Source organism: Bradyrhizobium sp. SZCCHNRI20481 (assembly GCF_032485055.1).
GTDB lineage: Bacteria > Pseudomonadota > Alphaproteobacteria > Rhizobiales > Xanthobacteraceae > Bradyrhizobium.
On sequence record NZ_JAUEUE010000001.1, the window covers coordinates 374,439 to 392,665 of the forward strand.

The 18,227-nt window shown below is 67.0% G+C and carries 18 protein-coding genes; 6 read left to right on the forward strand and 12 right to left on the reverse strand.

The window, feature by feature from the left end; translation table 11 throughout:
• Nucleotides 1-33: 33 nt before the first annotated feature.
• A complete protein-coding gene (locus QX132_RS01835; protein WP_315755771.1) occupies nucleotides 34-1,275 on the reverse strand; it encodes a patatin-like phospholipase family protein in 1,242 nt (413 codons plus the stop codon).
• Nucleotides 1,272-2,189 carry a DUF3313 family protein gene (locus QX132_RS01840; protein ID WP_316159927.1) on the reverse strand — a complete coding sequence of 306 codons (918 nt, stop codon included), beginning with the start codon at nucleotides 2,187-2,189 and terminating at the stop codon, nucleotides 1,272-1,274. Before QX132_RS01840 ends, QX132_RS01835 begins: the two co-directional genes overlap by 4 nt.
• 161 nt (nucleotides 2,190-2,350) lie before the next feature.
• Here QX132_RS01840 and QX132_RS01845 point away from each other — a divergent pair, with 161 nt between their 5' ends.
• From QX132_RS01845 to QX132_RS01855, 3 genes are all read left to right on the forward strand, one after another.
• Complete coding sequence (locus QX132_RS01845) at nucleotides 2,351-2,989, forward strand: TetR/AcrR family transcriptional regulator (RefSeq protein WP_316159928.1); 639 nt, start codon at nucleotides 2,351-2,353, stop codon at nucleotides 2,987-2,989.
• 101 nt (nucleotides 2,990-3,090) lie between these two features.
• Nucleotides 3,091-4,230, forward strand: coding sequence for a hypothetical protein (locus QX132_RS01850; RefSeq protein WP_315777461.1), 1,140 nt, complete (start codon nucleotides 3,091-3,093; stop codon nucleotides 4,228-4,230).
• Nucleotides 4,231-4,374: 144 nt separating this feature from the next.
• Complete coding sequence (locus tag QX132_RS01855; RefSeq protein ID WP_315777460.1) at nucleotides 4,375-5,601, forward strand: ABC transporter substrate-binding protein; 1,227 nt, start codon at nucleotides 4,375-4,377, stop codon at nucleotides 5,599-5,601.
• A gap of 99 nt (nucleotides 5,602-5,700) precedes the next feature.
• On the opposite strand, the gene QX132_RS01860 is transcribed toward QX132_RS01855, so the two are convergent.
• From QX132_RS01860 to QX132_RS01900, 9 genes are all read right to left on the reverse strand, one after another.
• Nucleotides 5,701-6,921 carry a PLP-dependent aminotransferase family protein gene (locus QX132_RS01860; RefSeq protein WP_316159929.1) on the reverse strand — a complete coding sequence of 407 codons (1,221 nt, stop codon included), beginning with the start codon at nucleotides 6,919-6,921 and terminating at the stop codon, nucleotides 5,701-5,703.
• Nucleotides 6,922-7,057: 136 nt separating this feature from the next.
• Nucleotides 7,058-8,311 (reverse strand): TCR/Tet family MFS transporter, encoded by a 1,254-nt coding sequence (locus QX132_RS01865; protein WP_316159930.1) that lies wholly within the window; start codon nucleotides 8,309-8,311, stop codon nucleotides 7,058-7,060.
• Between the two features lie 29 nt (nucleotides 8,312-8,340).
• Nucleotides 8,341-9,711, reverse strand: coding sequence for a ribosome biogenesis GTPase Der (gene der, locus QX132_RS01870; RefSeq protein ID WP_316159931.1), 1,371 nt, complete (start codon nucleotides 9,709-9,711; stop codon nucleotides 8,341-8,343).
• A gap of 82 nt (nucleotides 9,712-9,793) precedes the next feature.
• Complete coding sequence (locus QX132_RS01875) at nucleotides 9,794-10,324, reverse strand: hypothetical protein (protein ID WP_316159932.1); 531 nt, start codon at nucleotides 10,322-10,324, stop codon at nucleotides 9,794-9,796.
• A gap of 46 nt (nucleotides 10,325-10,370) precedes the next feature.
• A complete protein-coding gene (locus QX132_RS01880) occupies nucleotides 10,371-11,024 on the reverse strand; it encodes a tetratricopeptide repeat protein (protein ID WP_315739356.1) in 654 nt (217 codons plus the stop codon).
• Between the two features lie 177 nt (nucleotides 11,025-11,201).
• Nucleotides 11,202-12,794, reverse strand: coding sequence for a class I adenylate-forming enzyme family protein (locus QX132_RS01885; protein WP_316159933.1), 1,593 nt, complete (start codon nucleotides 12,792-12,794; stop codon nucleotides 11,202-11,204).
• A 167-nt stretch (nucleotides 12,795-12,961) separates the two neighbouring features.
• A complete protein-coding gene (gene panB, locus QX132_RS01890; protein ID WP_316159934.1) occupies nucleotides 12,962-13,786 on the reverse strand; it encodes a 3-methyl-2-oxobutanoate hydroxymethyltransferase in 825 nt (274 codons plus the stop codon).
• A 2-nt stretch (nucleotides 13,787-13,788) separates the two neighbouring features.
• Nucleotides 13,789-14,376 (reverse strand): NnrU family protein, encoded by a 588-nt coding sequence (locus tag QX132_RS01895; protein ID WP_315739353.1) that lies wholly within the window; start codon nucleotides 14,374-14,376, stop codon nucleotides 13,789-13,791.
• 302 nt (nucleotides 14,377-14,678) lie between these two features.
• Nucleotides 14,679-15,275 (reverse strand): hypothetical protein, encoded by a 597-nt coding sequence (locus QX132_RS01900; RefSeq protein ID WP_315799121.1) that lies wholly within the window; start codon nucleotides 15,273-15,275, stop codon nucleotides 14,679-14,681.
• Between the two features lie 163 nt (nucleotides 15,276-15,438).
• On the opposite strand from QX132_RS01900, the gene QX132_RS01905 reads away from it, so the two are divergent.
• From QX132_RS01905 to QX132_RS01915, 3 genes are all read left to right on the forward strand, one after another.
• On the forward strand, nucleotides 15,439-16,167 hold the full coding sequence (locus QX132_RS01905) for an aspartate/glutamate racemase family protein (protein WP_315777452.1): 729 nt from the start codon (nucleotides 15,439-15,441) through the stop codon (nucleotides 16,165-16,167).
• A gap of 97 nt (nucleotides 16,168-16,264) precedes the next feature.
• On the forward strand, nucleotides 16,265-17,131 hold the full coding sequence (locus tag QX132_RS01910; RefSeq protein WP_316159935.1) for a S1C family serine protease: 867 nt from the start codon (nucleotides 16,265-16,267) through the stop codon (nucleotides 17,129-17,131).
• Nucleotides 17,128-17,535, forward strand: a complete 408-nt coding sequence (locus QX132_RS01915; protein WP_315755785.1) for a helix-turn-helix transcriptional regulator — start codon at nucleotides 17,128-17,130, stop codon at nucleotides 17,533-17,535. The genes QX132_RS01910 and QX132_RS01915 overlap by 4 nt, the downstream gene beginning before the upstream one ends.
• Nucleotides 17,536-17,577: 42 nt before the next feature.
• Here QX132_RS01915 and QX132_RS01920 read toward each other — a convergent pair whose 3' ends face one another.
• A complete protein-coding gene (locus QX132_RS01920) occupies nucleotides 17,578-18,072 on the reverse strand; it encodes a GDSL-type esterase/lipase family protein (RefSeq protein WP_316159936.1) in 495 nt (164 codons plus the stop codon).
• Nucleotides 18,073-18,227 lie beyond the last annotated feature (155 nt).

Genomic DNA, 18,227 nt, shown 5'->3' on the forward strand with positions numbered 1-18,227 from the left:
GTCGCGCAAATGGCAAGCAGGTCTGACGGAAGTTCATCGCGCGGCCGCGGCCATGGTGCGCGTGGTCCCCTGCGCCGTGATGCCGTGCTCGTTGGACTGCAGCCCCGGCAGGCTCTTCACCCAGGGATAGCCGCGCTGGCCCATGTCGTGGCCGCGATCGAACAGCGCAGTCATGTAGGTGCGATCGAACGGGCCGTCGGCCTTGACCTGGAAATCGGCCGGCACGCTGGCGAGGTTGAAGTCGATGCCGTTGAACTTCGCCACCGAGTAGATGCGGTAGATGTCGCCGATGCCCTGGTTCTTGATCAGGGTCGACAGCGAGCGCTGCGTCACCGAGAGCACGTCGGCGCCGACGCTGTCCCATTGCGGATCGATGCGGGCGTTACGGATGACGTAGAGATGTGCGCCGCTCACGCTCCTGCGCGGGCCGCGGCCGGAGACGAGGCGCAGCACCGAGGGACCGATGAACACCTGCCGGGTGACACCGCCGTCGACATGCAGCTCGTCGTAGTCCTTGTCGCCGATCCGCACCTTGATGCGAACCGGGGCGAAGGCGCCCGGCACGGTCGCGGAGGCCAGCAGCACCTGACGGAACAGGGCAATCGCCTCTGGCGTATCGGCTGCTGCGATGCGGCCCATGTCCCACAGCACCGGACGCTGCGCATCGAGATTGGTGGTGCCGACCAGCAGCACCCGGCCCTTGCTGCTCTCGCGCGCGACGTCGCGGAGAAACTCGCGATCGACATATTTCTCGATCAGCCGCGACAGCGGCGTGTTGTCGGCCAGCGCCGAGCCCTGGAGCAGGCCGGGAATGTTGACCGTGAAAATGTCCTTGCGCTCATAGGCGGTGAAGATCTCGCGCAGCTTGTCGTCGTGCTCGCGCCCCAGGAAGACGAACGGCGCGATCAGCGCGCCGGAGCTGACGCCCGTCACCATGTCGAACGACGGCCGGTTCCCGGCCTCGCCCCAGCCGGCCAGAAGCCCGGCGCCGAACGCACCGTTCTCGGCGCCACCGGAGATCGCGAGGAAATTCAGCGGACGCGAGATCGGGATTTCGGCCGACGCGCGCGACATCGCGGCCTCGGCAAAGCGCGGCGCCGGCTCATCACCCCAGTAGCGGACGTTGCGGAAGCCGACCGGGTCGGCGCTGACGGCAGCCGCTTCCGGCAGCGCGTTGCGCGGCATGATGGCTGCGCAGGCCGCCAGCAGCAGCGACGCGGCGAACGCGAGCAGGATACGCGGGACAAGCGCGCGGAACGAGGCGGCAGACTTCATCGCGACGCTTGCTGCTCCACGCTTGCGATCTCCGGCGACGGCTGCGGCGCGTCGGGCCTGGCCTCGTCGGCGCCCTTATCAGTCCAGCCCGGCGGCAGGCCCAGACCGGCACCGACAAAGCCCTTCAGGCCGGGGAAGCGTCCGTACTGCTCACATGCGGCATATTTGGGAGCGCCACCCAGCTTGGCCGGCACACTCGACACCGAAGGCAGCGAGGCCAGCGACGGGACGCCTGAGAACGGCGACTCGCCGGTCGACACCAGCTTGGCGAAGTCGGCGCCGAACTCGGAAGCGAGGTCGTAGGCGTCGCCGTCATTGGCCATCCGCGCATTGGAGACCGAGTTGGCGCCGCGCGCCCACACCATCGCGGCCTTCTGAAAGCCGGCAAAGTCGCGCGCCTCGGCCTCGACGGACAGCGTGCCGAGCCCGACCGGCAGCCGGGGCACCGGCACGGGAACGCCCGGCAGCGCGACGCTCTTGGCGATGGACGCCGCCTGCGAGGCTGCCGATGCGGTCGCGTTGGTCGCCGTGGCATGGGTGACGGTCGCCTTGACCGTCAGATCCGCCTCCTCGCGGGGTCCGACGATCTGGAATCGCTCGCTGAGACGCAGGCACATTTCGCGGCTGATGACGTTGGCCACCAGCTTGCGCTCGTTCTCGTCGAGGGCGATGTCGGGACGCGGCGGAAACGCGGTCGGCTCGATCCGGATCGTCTTGGCCTCGAGCAGCTCCTTCTTGTTGGCCTTGATCTGCGCGCGCGTCACCAGGCCGTTGGCATCGGCGAGGCGATCGTAATTCTTGAGCGAGCCGGCCCGCTCGAGCGGAGCAGTGGCGCAGCCGGCCGTTGCCAGCGCCAGGGAAATCAGGGCCGTCGACTTCAGCGGAGCGAGACGCATCGTAGCGGAGAGACCCATTGATAGATAGCTCACTCTAATTAAGTCTCACAAGCAGCAGCGCTTGTCCAACTAAACTAGATCCAATTCTCTAGATTAGAGCGGCGAGAAATATTATTTTATATTACAAGCAGTTGGCGGAAACGACGAATGTGGCGAGAGTTGGCCCGACGGGACGCGCGATGAGAAAGGTCGATCCGGTCAAGCACGAGCAGAAGCGCCAGGGGATTCTCCAGGCCGCCCTGTTGTGCTTCGTCAGGAACGGATTCCACGGCGCCAGCACCACCGACATCTGCGCTGCGGCGAAGATCAGCCCGGGCCACCTCTATCATTACTTTCCCAGCAAGGAGGCGATGATCCAGGCGCTGGTCGAGCAGAATCTGAGCCACGCTGCATCGCGCCTCCAGGCAATCCTGGCCTCGCCCGACGTGATCGACGCCCTGGTGCAAGAGCTCGAGAGCGCCAGCATTCACCAGCCGCAGGCCCAGGTCCTCAGCGCCGAGGCCTTGGCCGAGGCCTGTCGCAATGCCGACTTTGCCGCCATCGTCCACGCGCATGCGCGCGCGATGCGGGCGCTGCTGGTCGACTTCCTCACCAAGGCACAGGGCCGCGGCGAGGTCGATCCCCGCCTCGATCCGGAGGCGACCGCGAACCTCCTGTTCGTGATCGTCGACGGCGCACGTGCGCTGCCGATCCGCAATCCGGCGGTCGATATCAAGCAGAGCAGTGAGCATCTGCGGCTCATGCTGACGCGCTTTTTGCGGCCGCCCAAGTTGCCGACGCCGCCGAAAAAGGAAGCTGTGGAGCAGGCGCCCGTCTGAGCCTGCCGATCGGCGTGCCCCCGCGCGATTGACACCCCGCCATGCCCGCGATTGACTGCGCTCATAAGCGGATGACCGCAGCACATATCGGGGAGGACGGCATGACGCGAGCACGACGCGGACGCGCGACAAGGCCTGCCCTGGTCATTCTGCTGTTCGCCGTTGCGGCCGGCAACGTCCTCTTCTCTCGCGGCACCAGCGCCGCAGCGGAGGTGCCCGCGTTCGCGGTCGAGCCGTCCTGGCCGAAGCAGCTCCCCAACAACTGGATCCTCGGCCAGGTCGGCGGCATCACGGTTGATCACCAGGGCCACATCTGGGTCATTCACCGGCCGCGCTCGCTGACCGACGACGAGAAAGGCGCCACGCTCAATCCGCCGCGATCGAAATGCTGCATGCCGGCGCCCCCGGTGCTCGAATTCGATACCGACGGCAATCTCTTGCGCGCCTGGGGCGGCCCGGGCCCGGGCTATGAATGGGTCGGCCGCGAGCATGGCATCGAGGTCGACGAACGCGGCTTCGTCTGGATCGGCGGCAATGCCGACAATGACAACGCCATCCTGAAGTTCACGCTCGATGGCAAGTTCGTCGCTCAGATCGGAACGATGGCGCCGAGCAAGGGCTCCAACGACACCACCCAGCTCGGCAAGCCCGCGGAGACAGCGATCGACAAGGAGGCGAACGAGATCTACGTCGCCGACGGCTACGGCAACCGCCGCGTCATCGTGTTCGATGCCACCACCCTCGCCTACAAGCGGCATTGGGGAGCCTACGGCCATGTCCCTGATGATGCCAAGCAGCCACCGTATGATCCCAAGGCACCGGTCGCCCAGCAGTTCGGCAATCCCGTGCACTGCGTGAAGATCGCCGACGATGGTCTCGTCTATGTCTGCGACCGCATCAACGACCGCATCCAGGTGTTCAGGAAGGACGGGACATTCGTGACCGAATGGTTCTTCGAAAAGAACACGCTCGGCAATGGCGCGGTGTGGGACATCGCGATCTGGCCGGATCCGAAGCAGACCTACCTGCTGTCTGCCGATGGCGAGAACAACGAGATCCGCATCATCAGGCGGGATGACGGCAGCGTGGTTGGCAGCTTCGGCCACAATGGCCGCAATGCCGGCCAATTCCATTGGGTGCACGCGATGGCTGTCGACCGGCAGGGCAACGTTTATACCGCCGAGGTCGACACCGGTAAGCGCATCCAGAAATTCCGGCTGACCTCGGACGCCCTGCGTTAACGCTCAAGCGAAACGCACAAACCTTGCGCGCGTCTCGCGCCTTTTGGCGCATTGCCGCAACTCACAAGACCGGCTATCCAGGGAGACCGACGGCAAAGGGCGCCCAAGAAGCCCCGCCGTGACACGACACCAGGGAGGACTTCGATGACGACGTCTCATACGCGGCGGATGGCCGCGTTGCTTGCTGCCACCACGCTCAGCTTTGCCGGCTCCGCCTTCGCCGACGACAAGGTCGTCAAGATCGGCGTGCTCAACGACATGTCCAGCCTGTATGCCGACATCGGCGGGCCCAACTCGGTCGCAGCCGTCAACATGGCGGTCGAGGATTCAGGCCTTAAGGCCAAGGGCTGGACCATCGAGGTCATCAGCGGCGACCACCAGAACAAGCCCGACGTCGGCGTCAACATCGGCCGGCAGTGGATCGACACCCAGAAGGTCGACGTGATCATGGACACGCCGAACTCCGGCGTGGCGCTGGCCGTCTCCAATCTGGTCAAGGAGAAGAACTCGATCCTCCTGAACTCCGGCGCGGCCACTGCCGACCTCACCGGCAAGGCCTGCAACGCCAACACGATCTCCTTCACCTACGACACCTACATGCTCGCCAACGGCACCGGCAAGGCGCTGACCAAGGCCGGCGGCGACACCTGGTTCTTCCTCACCGCGGACTACGCCTTCGGCCATGCGCTGGAGCGCGACACCTCCGCAGTCGTGACCAGCAGTGGCGGCAAGGTGCTCGGCTCGGTCAAGCATCCGCTCAACACCGCGGACTTCTCGTCCTTCCTGCTGCAGGCGCAATCGTCGAAGGCCAAGGTCATCGGCCTTGCCAACGCCGGCGGCGACACCACCAACTCGATCAAGCAGGCTTCCGAATTCGGCATCGTCCAGGGCGGCCAGAAGCTCGCCGCGCTGTTGTTGTTCGTCAACGACGTGCATGCGCTCGGGCTCAAGGTCGCGCAGGGCCTGACCTTCACCGAGTCGTTCTACTGGGACCTGAACGAGCAGACCCGCGCCTGGTCCAACCGCTTCCAGAAGCTGTCACCGAAGGGCACGATGCCGTCGATGACGGTGGCCGGCGTCTACGCCGGCGCGCTGCACTACCTGAAGACCCTCGAGGCACTCGGCGGCAATCCGCATGACGGCGCCAAGGTCGTGGCCAAGATGAAGGAGATTCCGACCGACGATCCGCTGTTCGGCAAGGGCCCGCTGCGCGCCGACGGCCGCCGCCTGATCCCGGCCTATCTGTTCGAGGTCAAGAAGCCCGAAGAGTCCAAATATCCGTGGGACTACTACAAGCTGATCGCCAAGATCGCGCCCGAGGATGCCGCCAAGCCGCTCGAGGCCAGCGAGTGCCCGCTGGTGAAGAAGTAGGCCGATAGCTCCGATGCGGGATGCGGTGGATTAGCATCGCGTCCCGCCAGTGCCGCTGCGCAGACGATACGACATTCGCTGCGCAGAATCACGTCATCGTCAGCGCAGCAGACTCGCGAGGCGGCCGATGCCTTCCTCGATCACGGCTTCCTCGGGCAGCGAATAGGACAGGCGGATCGTGTTGGTGCCGCTGCCGTCGTGGAAGAAGGCAGCCCCGGGAACGAACGCCACCTGGGCCTGATTCACGGCCCGGTCGAGCAAGGCGGCACCGGACACGCCGTCCGGCAGGGTGAGCCAGACGAAGAACCCGCCGTCGGGGCGCGTCCACCTAGCTTCTGACGGCATCTGTGCCTCGAGTGCCCTCAGCATCGCATCGCGCTTGAGCCGATAATGCGCGCGCGCCCGTGCAATCAGCCCGGCATGCCCTCCGTCTTTCACGAGCCTGTGCATCACGATCTGATTGATCGCTGACACGTTGAGGTCGCTCGCCTGCTTGATGAGGACGAGACGGCTGATGATGGCGCGCGATGCACAAACCCAGCCGATGCGCAGGCCCGGCGCGACCGTCTTCGAGAACGTTCCGAGATGGATGACGCGGGAAGCATCGAGCGAGCCGCGGCGACGGACGTCCAACGACTGCAGCGACGGCATCTCGTCGCCGTCGAAACGCAAGGCAGAATAGGCGCTGTCCTCCAACACCGGCACGTCCAGCTCGCCGGCGAGATCCAGGACATCGGCGCGCGCCGAACGCGACAGCGTCTCACCGGTCGGATTGGCAAAGTCCGGCACGACATAGACGAACTTCACGCGCGCCCCCGCAGCTTCTTTCGCGGCTTCGTCCGCGTAGGAGGCCGGGGTGCGGTTGGCAGCGCGTGGACCGATCGAATCGTAACGCGGCTCGTAGGCCGAAAAGGCCTGCAGCGCGCCAAGATAGGTGGGAACGGTGACGAGCGCCGTATCGCCGGGCGTGAGCAGCAGCTTGCCGAGAAAATCGAGCGCCTGTTGCGATCCCGCGGTGACGAGGATGTTGTCTGGCGAGGCCGCTATGCCCTGCGCGGTCATGTACTCGGCGATCCACTGGCGAAGCGGACCGTAGCCCTCGCTGACGGCATATTGCAGAGCAGCGGAAGCCGCGTTGGGCGATGCCAGCGCATCGGCATAGACCTGCGCCGCCGCTGCTACAGGAAACAGCGCGGGATCGGGGATGCCGCCGGCGAACGAAATCATGCCGGGCCGCTCCAGCACCTTGAGCAGCTCGCGGATCTCCGATGCCTTCATGCGATCCGCGCGGCGCGCGTAGACGGGCTTCCAGCTCACCAATATTCCTCCCGTGATCCGGCTATTTATGTCAGTATTATTGACCTATTTTGAAGCGTGTGCAATCCCCGTCCCGCGAGAGCGCGAGAGCTGCATCGGTGGGGTCAGGGGATGAGAACCTTCAGGCCGGCGCGCTACTCTAGCTGCTCTTTGCCGAGGACAGCGTCCGCACCGCAATCAGGAGAGCGACGATCAGCAACGCCGACGCCAGCAGGAACGGCGCGCCGGGTAGATGCGCCGGCGCGGCCGCTCCGATGAAATAGGCAAAGGTCAGCGTGAACAGGAAGGGACCTGCGAGCTGGGCCACGCTCTGCACGCTCGACGTCGCGCCCTGTAGCTGGCCCTGCCTGTCCGGTGGGACGAGGCGGGTCATCAAAGCCTGCATGGCCGCGCCCGAGACGCCCCACAGCGCCATCACGGGAATGCCGAGCCAGCTCAACGGCCCGGTCGGCGCAAGGCCGAAGATCAGGAAGCCCACCGTCCCCGCGGACAGGCCGAGCATCAGCGCGCCGCGCTCGCCGAGCAGGCGGACGATCGGCCCCACCGCCCCGCCCTGCACCACCATGGCGCAGATGCCGACCATCGCCAGCGTCAGCCCGACCGTGCGCGTATCCCAGCCATAGCGATAGGTCGCGTAGAGCACGAAGGTCGACGGCAGCACGACATGAGCGAGCTGGGTGATGAAGTTGACGACCGACAGTCCGCCGAGGATGCGATCCGAGCGCAGCAATTGCAGCGCGCCGAGCGGGCTCGCGGCTCGCCATCGGAACGGACTGCGCCGCTTTGACGGCAGCGATTCCGGTAGCACCAGCAGTCCGTACAGCGCGTTGGCGAAGCTGAGCGCGGCTGCAGCCCAGAACGGCAGCCGCGGGTCGATGTCGCCGAGCAGGCCGCCGGTGGCAGGACCGAGCACGAAGCCCGCGCCGAACGCCGCGCCGATGCGCCCGAAGATCGCCGCACGCCGGTCGGGCGGCGTCAGGTCGGAGATGTAGGCGAAAGCCGTCGAGATGCTGGCCGAGGTGACTCCGGAGATCAGGCGCCCCACGAACAGCCACGCGAGCGACGGCGCCAGCGCCATCAGCACGTAGTCCGCGGCCAAGCCGAAGTTCGACAGCAGGATCACCGGCCGCCGGCCGAAGCGGTCGGACAGGCTGCCGAGCACCGGCGAGAACACGAACTGCATCAGCGCCCAGGCGGTGCCGAACAGGCCGAAGATGCGGGCCGCCTGCGCAGTGTCGTTGCCCACGAAGCTCTCGATCAGCTTCGGCAGGATCGGCATGATCAGCCCGAGCGCGAGCATGTCGAGCAGGATGGTGACGAAGATGAAGGCGACGGCGCCGCGGCGTGGGGCCGTCGCATCTTCTGTCGCGACGCTCGGCGGGCTTGCTTCCATGGCCGGACCGCTTCCGCTGACGCAACTGATCAGTTCGGCCGCTTGCGCTTGTGCGCGAACGGGTTGGCCTTCTCGCGCAGCGTGATGCGCACCGGCGTGCCCGGCAGCTCGAAGGTCTCGCGCATCGAGTTGGTGAGATAGCGCAGGTACGATTGCGGGATCGCGTCGGCCCGCGAGCAGAACAGCACGAAACTCGGCGGCCGCGCCTTGGTCTGGGTGATGTAGTTCAGCTTGAGCCGGCGGCCCGACACCGCCGGCGGCGGGTTGTCGGCGATCGCCTGCTCGAACCAGCGGTTCAGCGCCGCGGTCGGCACGCGCCGGTTCCAGATCGCGTAGGCTTCGATGATCGCCTGCATCAGCCGGTCGATGCCTTCGCCCATCAGGCCCGACACCGCCACGATCGGCGCGCCCGCGACCTGCGGCAGCCAGTGGTCGGCATCACGGCGCAGCATCGAGATCTGGCCGGGGTTGCCGTCCATCAGGTCCCATTTGTTGACGGCGATGACCAGCGCACGCCCCTCGCGCTCGATCAGGTCGGCGATGCGCAGATCCTGCTCCTCGAAGCGGTTCTGCGCATCCATCATCAGCACGACCACCTCGGCGAAGCGCACCGCACGCAGCGCATCGGCCACCGACAGCTTCTCCAGCTTCTCCTCGATGCGCGAGCGCCGGCGCAGACCTGCGGTGTCGAAGATGCGGAAGCCGCGGCCCTTCCACTCGATTTCGACCGCGATCGAATCGCGCGTCGTACCGGCCTCGGGACTCGTGAGCAGCCGCTCCTCGCCGAGCAGGTGGTTGATCAGGGTCGACTTGCCGGCGTTGGGACGGCCGACGATCGCGACCCGGATCGGCCTGTTGGCGCGCTCCTCGTCGGTCTCCTCGTGCTCGTCCTCCTCATCGTCCGTGGGCGGCACGAGCTTGCTGACGGCGTCATAGAGCTCGCCCATGCCCTCGCCGTGCTCGGCCGAGATCTGGATGGGATCACCGAGGCCGAGCGCGTAAGATTCCATGGCGCCGAGCTCGCCATGCTTGCCCTCGCTCTTGTTGGCGAGCAACAGCACCGGCTTGTCGGCGCGGCGGGCGAAATCGGCGAAGGCGCGGTCGGCGGGCGTCAGGCCGATGCGGGCATCGATCACGAAGAACAGCGCGTCGGCGAGCGCGATCGCGGTCTCCGTCTGCTCCTGCATGCGCGCGGTCAGCGAGCCCTTCGGCCCCTCGTCGAGGCCGGCGGTGTCGATGATCGTGAAGTTGAGATCGAACAGCTTAGCTTCGCCCTCGCGGCGGTCGCGCGTGACGCCCGGCATGTCGTCGACGAGCGCCAGCTTCTGCCCGACCAGACGGTTGAACAGGGTCGACTTGCCGACATTGGGCCGGCCGATGATGGCGATGGTGAAGGGCATGATGATCCGTGCGCGTGAGCGCGCAGCTTTAGCGCATTCGGCCGCAAAACCGAACGGGCGATCCGCCGATTCGCAGGTGAGATTAACGGCTGAAGGAGCCGCTCGGCATCGGCGCCGGGAAGCCGCCGCCGGATCGCTGGGCCGCCGGCGGCTGCGCCGGGGCAGCATCATCCGGCGGTGGTGCCGTGGTGCGGCGGCGCACGATCTTCTTGGGCTTCGGTGCCGGCGGAACGGCGGCAGCGCCCTCCTCGACCGCGGCAGCCTCGCCATCCTGCGGATCGGCCGTCGTCGGGTTGTTCACGGCCGCCTGCCGCCGGCCCTTTCTACCCTTGGGCTCCTCCACCGGAGGCGCCGGCGGCGTAGCCGCCTGAGCGCCCGGGTCGGTCATCGGCTGCTGCTGCGCACCCTTGTAGAGTTCCTTCGGCACGCCCTGCTCGAGACCCGGCACGCCCTCCGGGAACACCGGCTTGCGGTCGCCCGGCAGCTTCTTCTTGGTGTCCAGGAAGTCGAGCATGTCCGAGGGGTCGAAACTTCCCCCGCTCGCGCAGCCGCCCAGCACGCCGGAAAGCGCAATGAGGACCGTCAGGGCAATGGCACGTTGGGGGCGGCGCATGATCGTCGTTCCAATCAACTCGGTTTCGCCGTCGCGAGGTCCGCGATCAGCTCTTGGCGACTGCAGGCAACAGCGCCTGCAGCGCTTCGGCGCGCGAGCGCAGGCCCGGCGGGGTCTCACCATCCAGCGCAATCATGTCGAGCCATTGACGGGCCGCCGCGGCATCATTGGCCTTCCACGCCGACAGCGCCAGCAATTCGCGGGCGGCGTGGCGGAACGGGGCGCCGGGCGCAGTTTCGCCTTCGAGGCGCTGCTTGAGGTCGGCGTAAGGCGCCGTATCGGCCAGCAGGCCGGCCGCGCGCAGCCGCGCCATCGACTGCTGCTCGGCCCCGATGCTGCGGTCGGCGGCGAGTTCGTCATAGAGCTTCACGGCAGCCGCCTTGTCGCGCATCGCGGCCTCGGCGGCCTGGTGGAAGCGGGCCAGCATGCGGTATCCCGATGGGGCCGTGGCCGCGACATCCGCAAAGGCCTTCTCCGCCTCGGCATGCTTGTTCTGCTCGGAGAGTTCGAGGGCCTTGTTGAAGGCCGAGCCCGCTTCGGCCGCCTTCTGACCCTCGAGATACTGGTAGCCGCGCCAGCCGCCGACGCCGGCGATGATCAGCACGGCAATGGCGATGATCAAGATCGAGTAGCGGTCCCACAGCTTCTTGAGCTGTTCCCGACGGACCTCCTCGTCTACTTCATCAATGAATTCAGACACCTAAGGACATCCCGTCAGGTTCGCTGCGAGCGCGCGCGCATGGGTTTGAAGTGCCGCGCGAGCGGCCCGTTGCCCGCGCGCCGGCGCCGATACCGCATCGGCATGGCGGTGGCAAGGCGAGTCCAGCCGAATCAAGGCGTTACTCCCCGGTTCTGCCACAAGGTCCGAACGCGGCTATCACGCCGTCAAGGCTTCGCGCAACTGCCGTTTCATCACCTTGCCGTTGGCGTTGCGCGGCAAAGGGTCCGCGGTCACGGTCAGGGTTTCCGGGACCTTGTAATCCGAGACCCGCTCGGCGCACCAGCTGCGCAGCGCTTCGGCGCTCATCGGCTCGCGGGTCACGACCACCGCGTGCACCCGCTCGCCGAGCACCGGACATGGCCGGGCGATGATCGCGCTCTCGACCACCGCCGGGTGGCTCGCCAGCACCGATTCGACCTCGGCCGAGTAGATCTTCAACCCACCGCGGTTGATCATGTCCTTCTGCCGGTCGAACACCCGGACGAAATTGTCGGCATCGATCGAGCCGAGGTCGCCCGAGTGCCAATAGCCGGCAGTGAAGCTCTCGGCGGTGGCCCTGGGATTGTTCCAGTAACCCTTGATGACCTGGCCGCCGCCGATCCAGATCTCGCCGATCTCGCCACGTGGCAGCTCTCGCCCCTGCCCGTCCATCACCAGGATGCTGGCGCCCGGACACGGCAGCCCGACGCTGTCGATCTGACGGGCGGTGAGATCAGGCGGCATCAGGGTCGCCGGCGAGGTGGTCTCGGTCGAGCCATAGGCGTTGACCAGCCGCAGGCCGGGGACCTTGGCTGCGAGCTTCTCGATGGTCGCGACCGGCATCGGCGCGCCGCCGAAGCCGCCGATGCGCCACGACGACAGGTCATGACTGTCGAAGTCGCGCTGCAGCAGGCAGAGATTGTACATCGCCGGGACCATGACCGTGTAGGTCACGCGCTCGCGCGCCGCGAGCTTCAGATACTCGTCGGCCTTGAACTCCGGCATGATGATCAAGGTGCCGGCGCAGCGCGCCATGCTGGTGATGTTGGCGACGACGCCGGTGACATGGCCGAGCGGCACGGCGGCGATCGAGCGGTCGGCGGGCGTCAGCCCCAGGCACGCCTCGTAGATCATCGAGGAGTGCACGATGTTGCAATGGGCGAGCATCGCGCCTTTCGGCCGGCCAGTGGTGCCGGAGGTGTAGAGGATCATCGCAGTGTCCTCTTCTGTCACCTCGACGTGATTTTCGTGCGCAGCATGATCGGCCAGCGCTGCAAAATCCGACCGCGCCGGACGATCGTCGACGGCAATGCGCCCCGCCAGCTCCTGCGTTTCCGCAGCGGCCGGCAACCGGTCCGCCAACGCCGCCTCGTGCAGCAGCAGCCGGGCGCCGCAATCCTTCAGCACATAGGCGATTTCCGGGGTCTGCTGCCGGGTCGACAGCAGCACCGTGATCAGCCCGAGCTTGGCCGCAGCAAACAGCGTGAGCACGAATTCCATGCGATTGCCGAGCAGCACCGCGAGCCGGTCGCCCTTCTGCAATCCCCTCGCCTGCAGCCCGCCCGCGATCCGCGCCGCAGTCGCCATCACCTCGCGCCACGACAGCCGCACGGCCCCGTAGACCAGCGCCTCGCCGTCGCCGTTGCGCTCCACCGCTTCTTCGACCATGGCCCAGACGTTTGCGGGCCGCTCCGTGAACAACGGAACCACGCGATCGCCGAAACGGGCTTCGCGCCGCATCGGCGGCGTTACATAGGTCGACCAGTCCATGGAGTTTCCCCGAGCTTGGCTTCTTGTCGTTGTTCGCCGCGATGCGGACCAGCCTGAAACATAACCAAGGGATGACGCGCTTGGCTATCTCCGCCAGCGCCGGAGATTCATCCCGTGACGCCGCGCGCACCACCGCGCCAACGGGCCGACCAAGCGAGAGGCGCCCATCAGGTCTTTGACCTCATTCCGTAGACATGTTCCGCCGCCGGAAACGCACGGGTACGCACGTCGGCCGCGTAGCGTTCGATCGCCTCGTCGATCGCCGGACCGAGATTGCCGTAGCGGCGGACGAATTTCGGCGCCCGCGGCGACAGGCCGAGCATGTCCTCCAAAACCAGCACCTGGCCGTCGCAGGCGACGCTGGCGCCGATGCCGATGGTGGGGATCGCGATCTGCTGCGTGATCTTGCGCGCCAGCGGCTCGGCCACGGCCTCGATCACCACCGAGAACGCGCCAGCCTGTGCGATCGCCGCAGCGTCGTTCTCGATCGCAGCCCAATCCGCCTCGTCGCGGCCCTGGGCCCGGAACGAGCCGAGCGTATTGATCGATTGCGGCGTCAGGCCGACATGGCCCATCACCGGAATGCCGCGCTCGCTGAGGAAGGCCACCGTCTCGGCCATCCGCGCCCCGCCCTCGAGCTTGACCGCGCCGCATTGCGTCTCCTTCAGGATCCGCACCGCCGCATGAAACGCCTGCTCCTTCGACGCCTCGTAGGAGCCGAACGGCATGTCGACCACCACCAGCGCCTGGCGCGAGCCGCGCATCACGGCGCAGCCCTGCAGGATCATCATTTCCAGCGTCACCGGCACAGTGGTCTCGAAACCGTGCATCACATTCCCGAGGGAATCGCCGACCAGGATCACATCGCAATGGCGATCCACCAGCGCCGCGGTATGGGCGTGGTAGGACGTCAGCATCACGATCGGCTCGCCGCCCTTGCGGGCGCGGATCTCGGGAGCCGTCTTGCGCCGGACGGTCGACTGCACCGACATCGCTAACCTCCGATGACAGGAATGCCGAGCACGACAGGATGGAACGCGAAGGCCAGCGCGGCATAGACGATGATGCCGACCACCACCGCGATGACGTCGTTGCCGATGCCGCCGACCGGAATCGGCGGTCCGCCGGCATCAGCGCGGCGCTTCAGCGAGATGCGGTCGAACACGGCCCAGGCCAGGATCGAGCCGAACAGGATGATGCCGCCGAGGTCGCCATTGCTGAGCAGGTGGCCGAACGCCCACAGCTTCACGCCCGCCAGCATCGGGTGCTTCAGCACGGTGTAGATGCGGCCGCGGATATAGGCGGCGACGATCATGATCATCGCCGGCAGCATCAGGGCGAGATTGATGTGCTTGAGCGCCTTCGGCGGCGTCCAGACCTGGATCCAGCCGCCGCCATGGCGGTACTCGGCAAAACCCCAGACGATCAGGGCGAGGCCGGCAAGGGCCACGACCGTATAGACGAGCTTGTAGGTGCTCTCACCCAGCCGCGCGATGACCTGCGCGCGCGCCCCGCGCCGGGTCGTGAACACATGGGCGCCGAGAAACAGCACCAGCCCCACCACCATCACCAGAAGTCCCACGGCGTCCCCCTTCGCATGCACACGACCTGTGCGTGGGCATCGGTATCATTTCCGGGGGCGGCCTCGCAACGTGGCGCGGAGACCGTCTGCAAGCCGCACGCTGCCGATTCGCCATCACACGTCATCATTCCGGGGCGACGCGTCAGCGTCGAACCCGGAATCCCGAGATTGGTTTGCGTTCTTCGCAACCATATTGAGATTCCCCGCTGCGCAATCGCCCAGCTGAGGTTCGCACGCGTTGCGTCCGTCCCGAATGATCGGTGGGTGGGGGGGCGCGCCGTGCGAGACGGCGCGGCGGGGCGCTATTGCCGCTCCGACGTGTTCTTCAAATCCCGGTTGTCGACATAGCGGATCGCGATCGGCCGCCCCGCCAGCGCGCCGCCGAGGCCTTTTGTGAACTTCAGCGGCAGGCAGCCGTCGAGCGAGGCATTGATCGCCTTCAGATAGGTCGCGCGCGTGTCGGCCGGCGCGCCTGAGGTCACGAAGGTCACGCGCGGCGGTGAGATCATCTCGCCGGTCCGCTTGAAGCTGAAGCGCACCGTCATCTGCATCCCGGCGCGGGCGCTGTCCTCCGGCGGCGGCGTCCAGCACGCGCGCAGCGCTGCGAACAGATCGCCGATCGTGTCGAGATCGTGATCCGGCTTCTGATATTTGGCTTCCTGATCCTTGGCGGGCCAGCTCTCGATCGTGAGTTGCAGGTTCTGGCCATAGGGATAGTTCATCTCGGGAATACAGGGCCACGGCCCGAAGACGCTGCAGAACGACGGCGTGCACGGCTGCTCGTCGAGCACGCTGCACGGCGTGTGCGCGAACGGCACCGGATTGATCTGCTGGCGGCGCGCGTCGGCGGCGGCCGGAGCGGCCACCATCAGCAGGAGGAGCACGACGACACGGAGCATGGGACTCTCGGAGTGGGATGAAATCCAAGTTGGATCCCGATCGCAGAACTCGCAAGCTCAATCCCGTTCACGTCTGCGCGTTCCCGCATCGCGAACGGCCCTCGACCGTAACAGCGGAACTCGGCTAGAACACGGCAGGATGCGACAACAAACGGACGCGACGATGAGCCACAGCGAGACCGTGATCAACGTCATCAACCCGAACATGACGGTGACGATGACCGAATTGATCGCCAAAGCGGCCCAGGCCAGCGCAAGCCCGTCGACGCGGATCGTCGGCCGCACCGCGCGGTTCGGCGCCGCCTCGATCGAAGGCCATTACGACGAGGCGATTGCCGCGGTCGGCATGCTCAAGGAGGTCGAGGCCGGAGACGCAGAAGGTTGCCACGCCCATGTAATCGCCTGCTTCGGTGATCCCGGCCTGCTTGCCGCGCGCGAATTATCGGCTGTGCCGGTGCTCGGCATCGCTGAAGCGGCGATGCATGCGGCGAGCTTCGTCGCCACCCATTTCAGCATCGTGACCACGCTGTCGCGCACCAAGGTGATCGCCGAGCACCTCGTGCGCAATTACGGCATGGAGCAGCATTGCCGCAGGGTGCGCGCGGTCGACGTTGCCGTGCTCGACCTCGACAAGCCCGAGGCCAATGTCCGCGGCACGCTGCTCGGCGAATGCCGGGCGGCGCTGCGCGAGGACGGTATCGGCGCCATCGTGCTCGGCTGCGCCGGCATGGCCGATCTGGCGCACGACCTCTCCACCGAGCTCGGAATTCCCGTGATCGACGGCGTCGCCGCAGCGGTGCGCTTCGCCGAGGCGCTGGTCGGACTCGGGCTGAAGACGTCGAAGCACGGCGATCTCGCCTTCCCGCTGCCGAAGGCGCGGACGACGCTCTGACTTCAACTTGTAGCCCGGATGAGCGCAGCCTGCCCACCTGGGGAGTTCCGCAACGACCATCGACGCGCCACATTGGGATCAACCCATGGAGCCGTCGATGCCCGATCTGTCCGCCCTCTCCTCACTGTCCTCCGCGCTGGCCGCCGCTGTTGCCGCCGCAGCGCCATCACTGGTCTCGGTCCATTCGCACCGCTCGCGCGCCACCGGCTTCGTCTGGAAGCCGGGCCTCGTCGTCACGGCGGACGAGACGCTTGCCGAGGAGGGCGAGATCGTGCTCGCCTTCGCCGACGGCACGACGCGCCCGGCCGCGATCGCCGGGCGCGACCACACCACCGACATCGCCCTGCTCCGCTTCGACGGCGAGGCGGCACAGGCTGCGCCGCTCGCCGGCGACTTGCCCGCGCTTGGGGCGCTTGCGGTCGTTGCCGCCGCCGATCAGGGCGCGCCGGTCGCTGCGCTCGCAATGGTGTCGAAATCCGCCGGTCCGTGGCGCAGCCTGCGCGGCGGCGACATCGATGCGCGCATCGAGCTCGACATCAGGCTGCGGCACAGTTCCGAAGGCGGCCTCGTGCTCGACGCTGCGGGCCACGCGATCGGCATGGCCGTGCGCGGCCCGCGCCGGACGCTCGTGATACCCGCGGCCACGATCGAACGGGTCGCCGCGAAGCTCGAGACGCATGGTCGCATCGCTCGCGGCTATCTCGGCGCCGGCCTGCAGCCGGTCCGGCTCGATGACGGACTCGGTGCGATGATCATGAGCCTCGACAAGAGCGGCCCGGCCGCGGCCGCCGGCCTGCGCCAGGGTGACGTCATCACCGCTCTCAACAAGGAGCCGTTCAGGGGCATGCGCGCGATGATGCGCGAACTCGGTCCGGACAGCGTCGGCGCCGTCGTCGAGGTCGCAGCGCTGCGTGCTGGCGAGCCGGTGCAGTTCGCCCTGACCATCGGCGAGAGGCCGGCGTGAGCGAGGAGGCGCGCGCGCCGATCAGGATCGCGATCGCGGTCGACGATGCCGAACTGGCCGACCGGCTGGCGGCGCTGCTCGGCGATGTCACGGGCCTGACGCTGGTCGCGCCCGGCGAGAGCGCCGACGTCGCCGTCGCGCCGTTGCATGGCAGTGATGAGGCTCGCAGCGGCGACGACAGGATCGACGGCGCCGCGACCGATGATTTTCAGCTCACCGCGCGCGAGCGCGACGTGCTGGCGCTGATGGCCGAGGGTTGCTCCAACAAGGAGATCGCGCGCAGCCTCGGCATCTCCGTGCACACCGCCAAATTCCACGTCGGCTCGCTGCTCGACAAGCTCGACGCCACCGGCCGCACCGATGCGGTCGCGCATGCGGCAAGGCGGGGGATCATCGAGCTGTGAGACCGCAGGCCGGCGCGGCGCGCTTCACGACCTCGCGGCGAGCTACTTCCGCAAGCCGCTCATCACGCGCGGCAGCAGCGATGCGGCCAGCATGCGATAGCCCTCGGGGGTCAGATGCACACCGTCGACCTGATGCGGCAGGCCACGGAACATGCCGTTCTCGACCATCACGACCTTGATGCGGCGCTGCGCGGCCTTGGCCATGATGGCGCTGATGCTGCTGGCGCGCTGATCGCCGGCACCTTTGCGGGCGTCGTTGCCGCCGGGCTGCAGCACCAGCACGCGGGTTGATCCATCGACCGCGCTGTCGAAGCGGGACAGCATCCCGGCGGTGGTATCACCGTTGATGCCGGCGTTGGCGACGCTCACCCGAACGCCCTTGCCGTGGAGCATGGCCTCGAGCTGCGCCGGAAAGTCCTCGCCGCGATTGACGCCCTTGCCGTAGGTGTTGCTGGCGCCGAGCGCGACGACCTCGGCCGCATCAGCCGTTGCGATCGTCGCCGACGCAAGTCCACACACAGCGAACAGTGCAATCATCTGTCGCCGCACAAGACGGCCAATCGATCCCGCCGGCATTTCCTTCTCCCTCGCCTGTTTATGAGAGAAAGACTAGCGCGCCGATGACCTGACGAAAAGTGCGCGGCGTTACGGGTATCATCCCACAGCAGGAGCGAGGCTCACTGTGAGGAAGC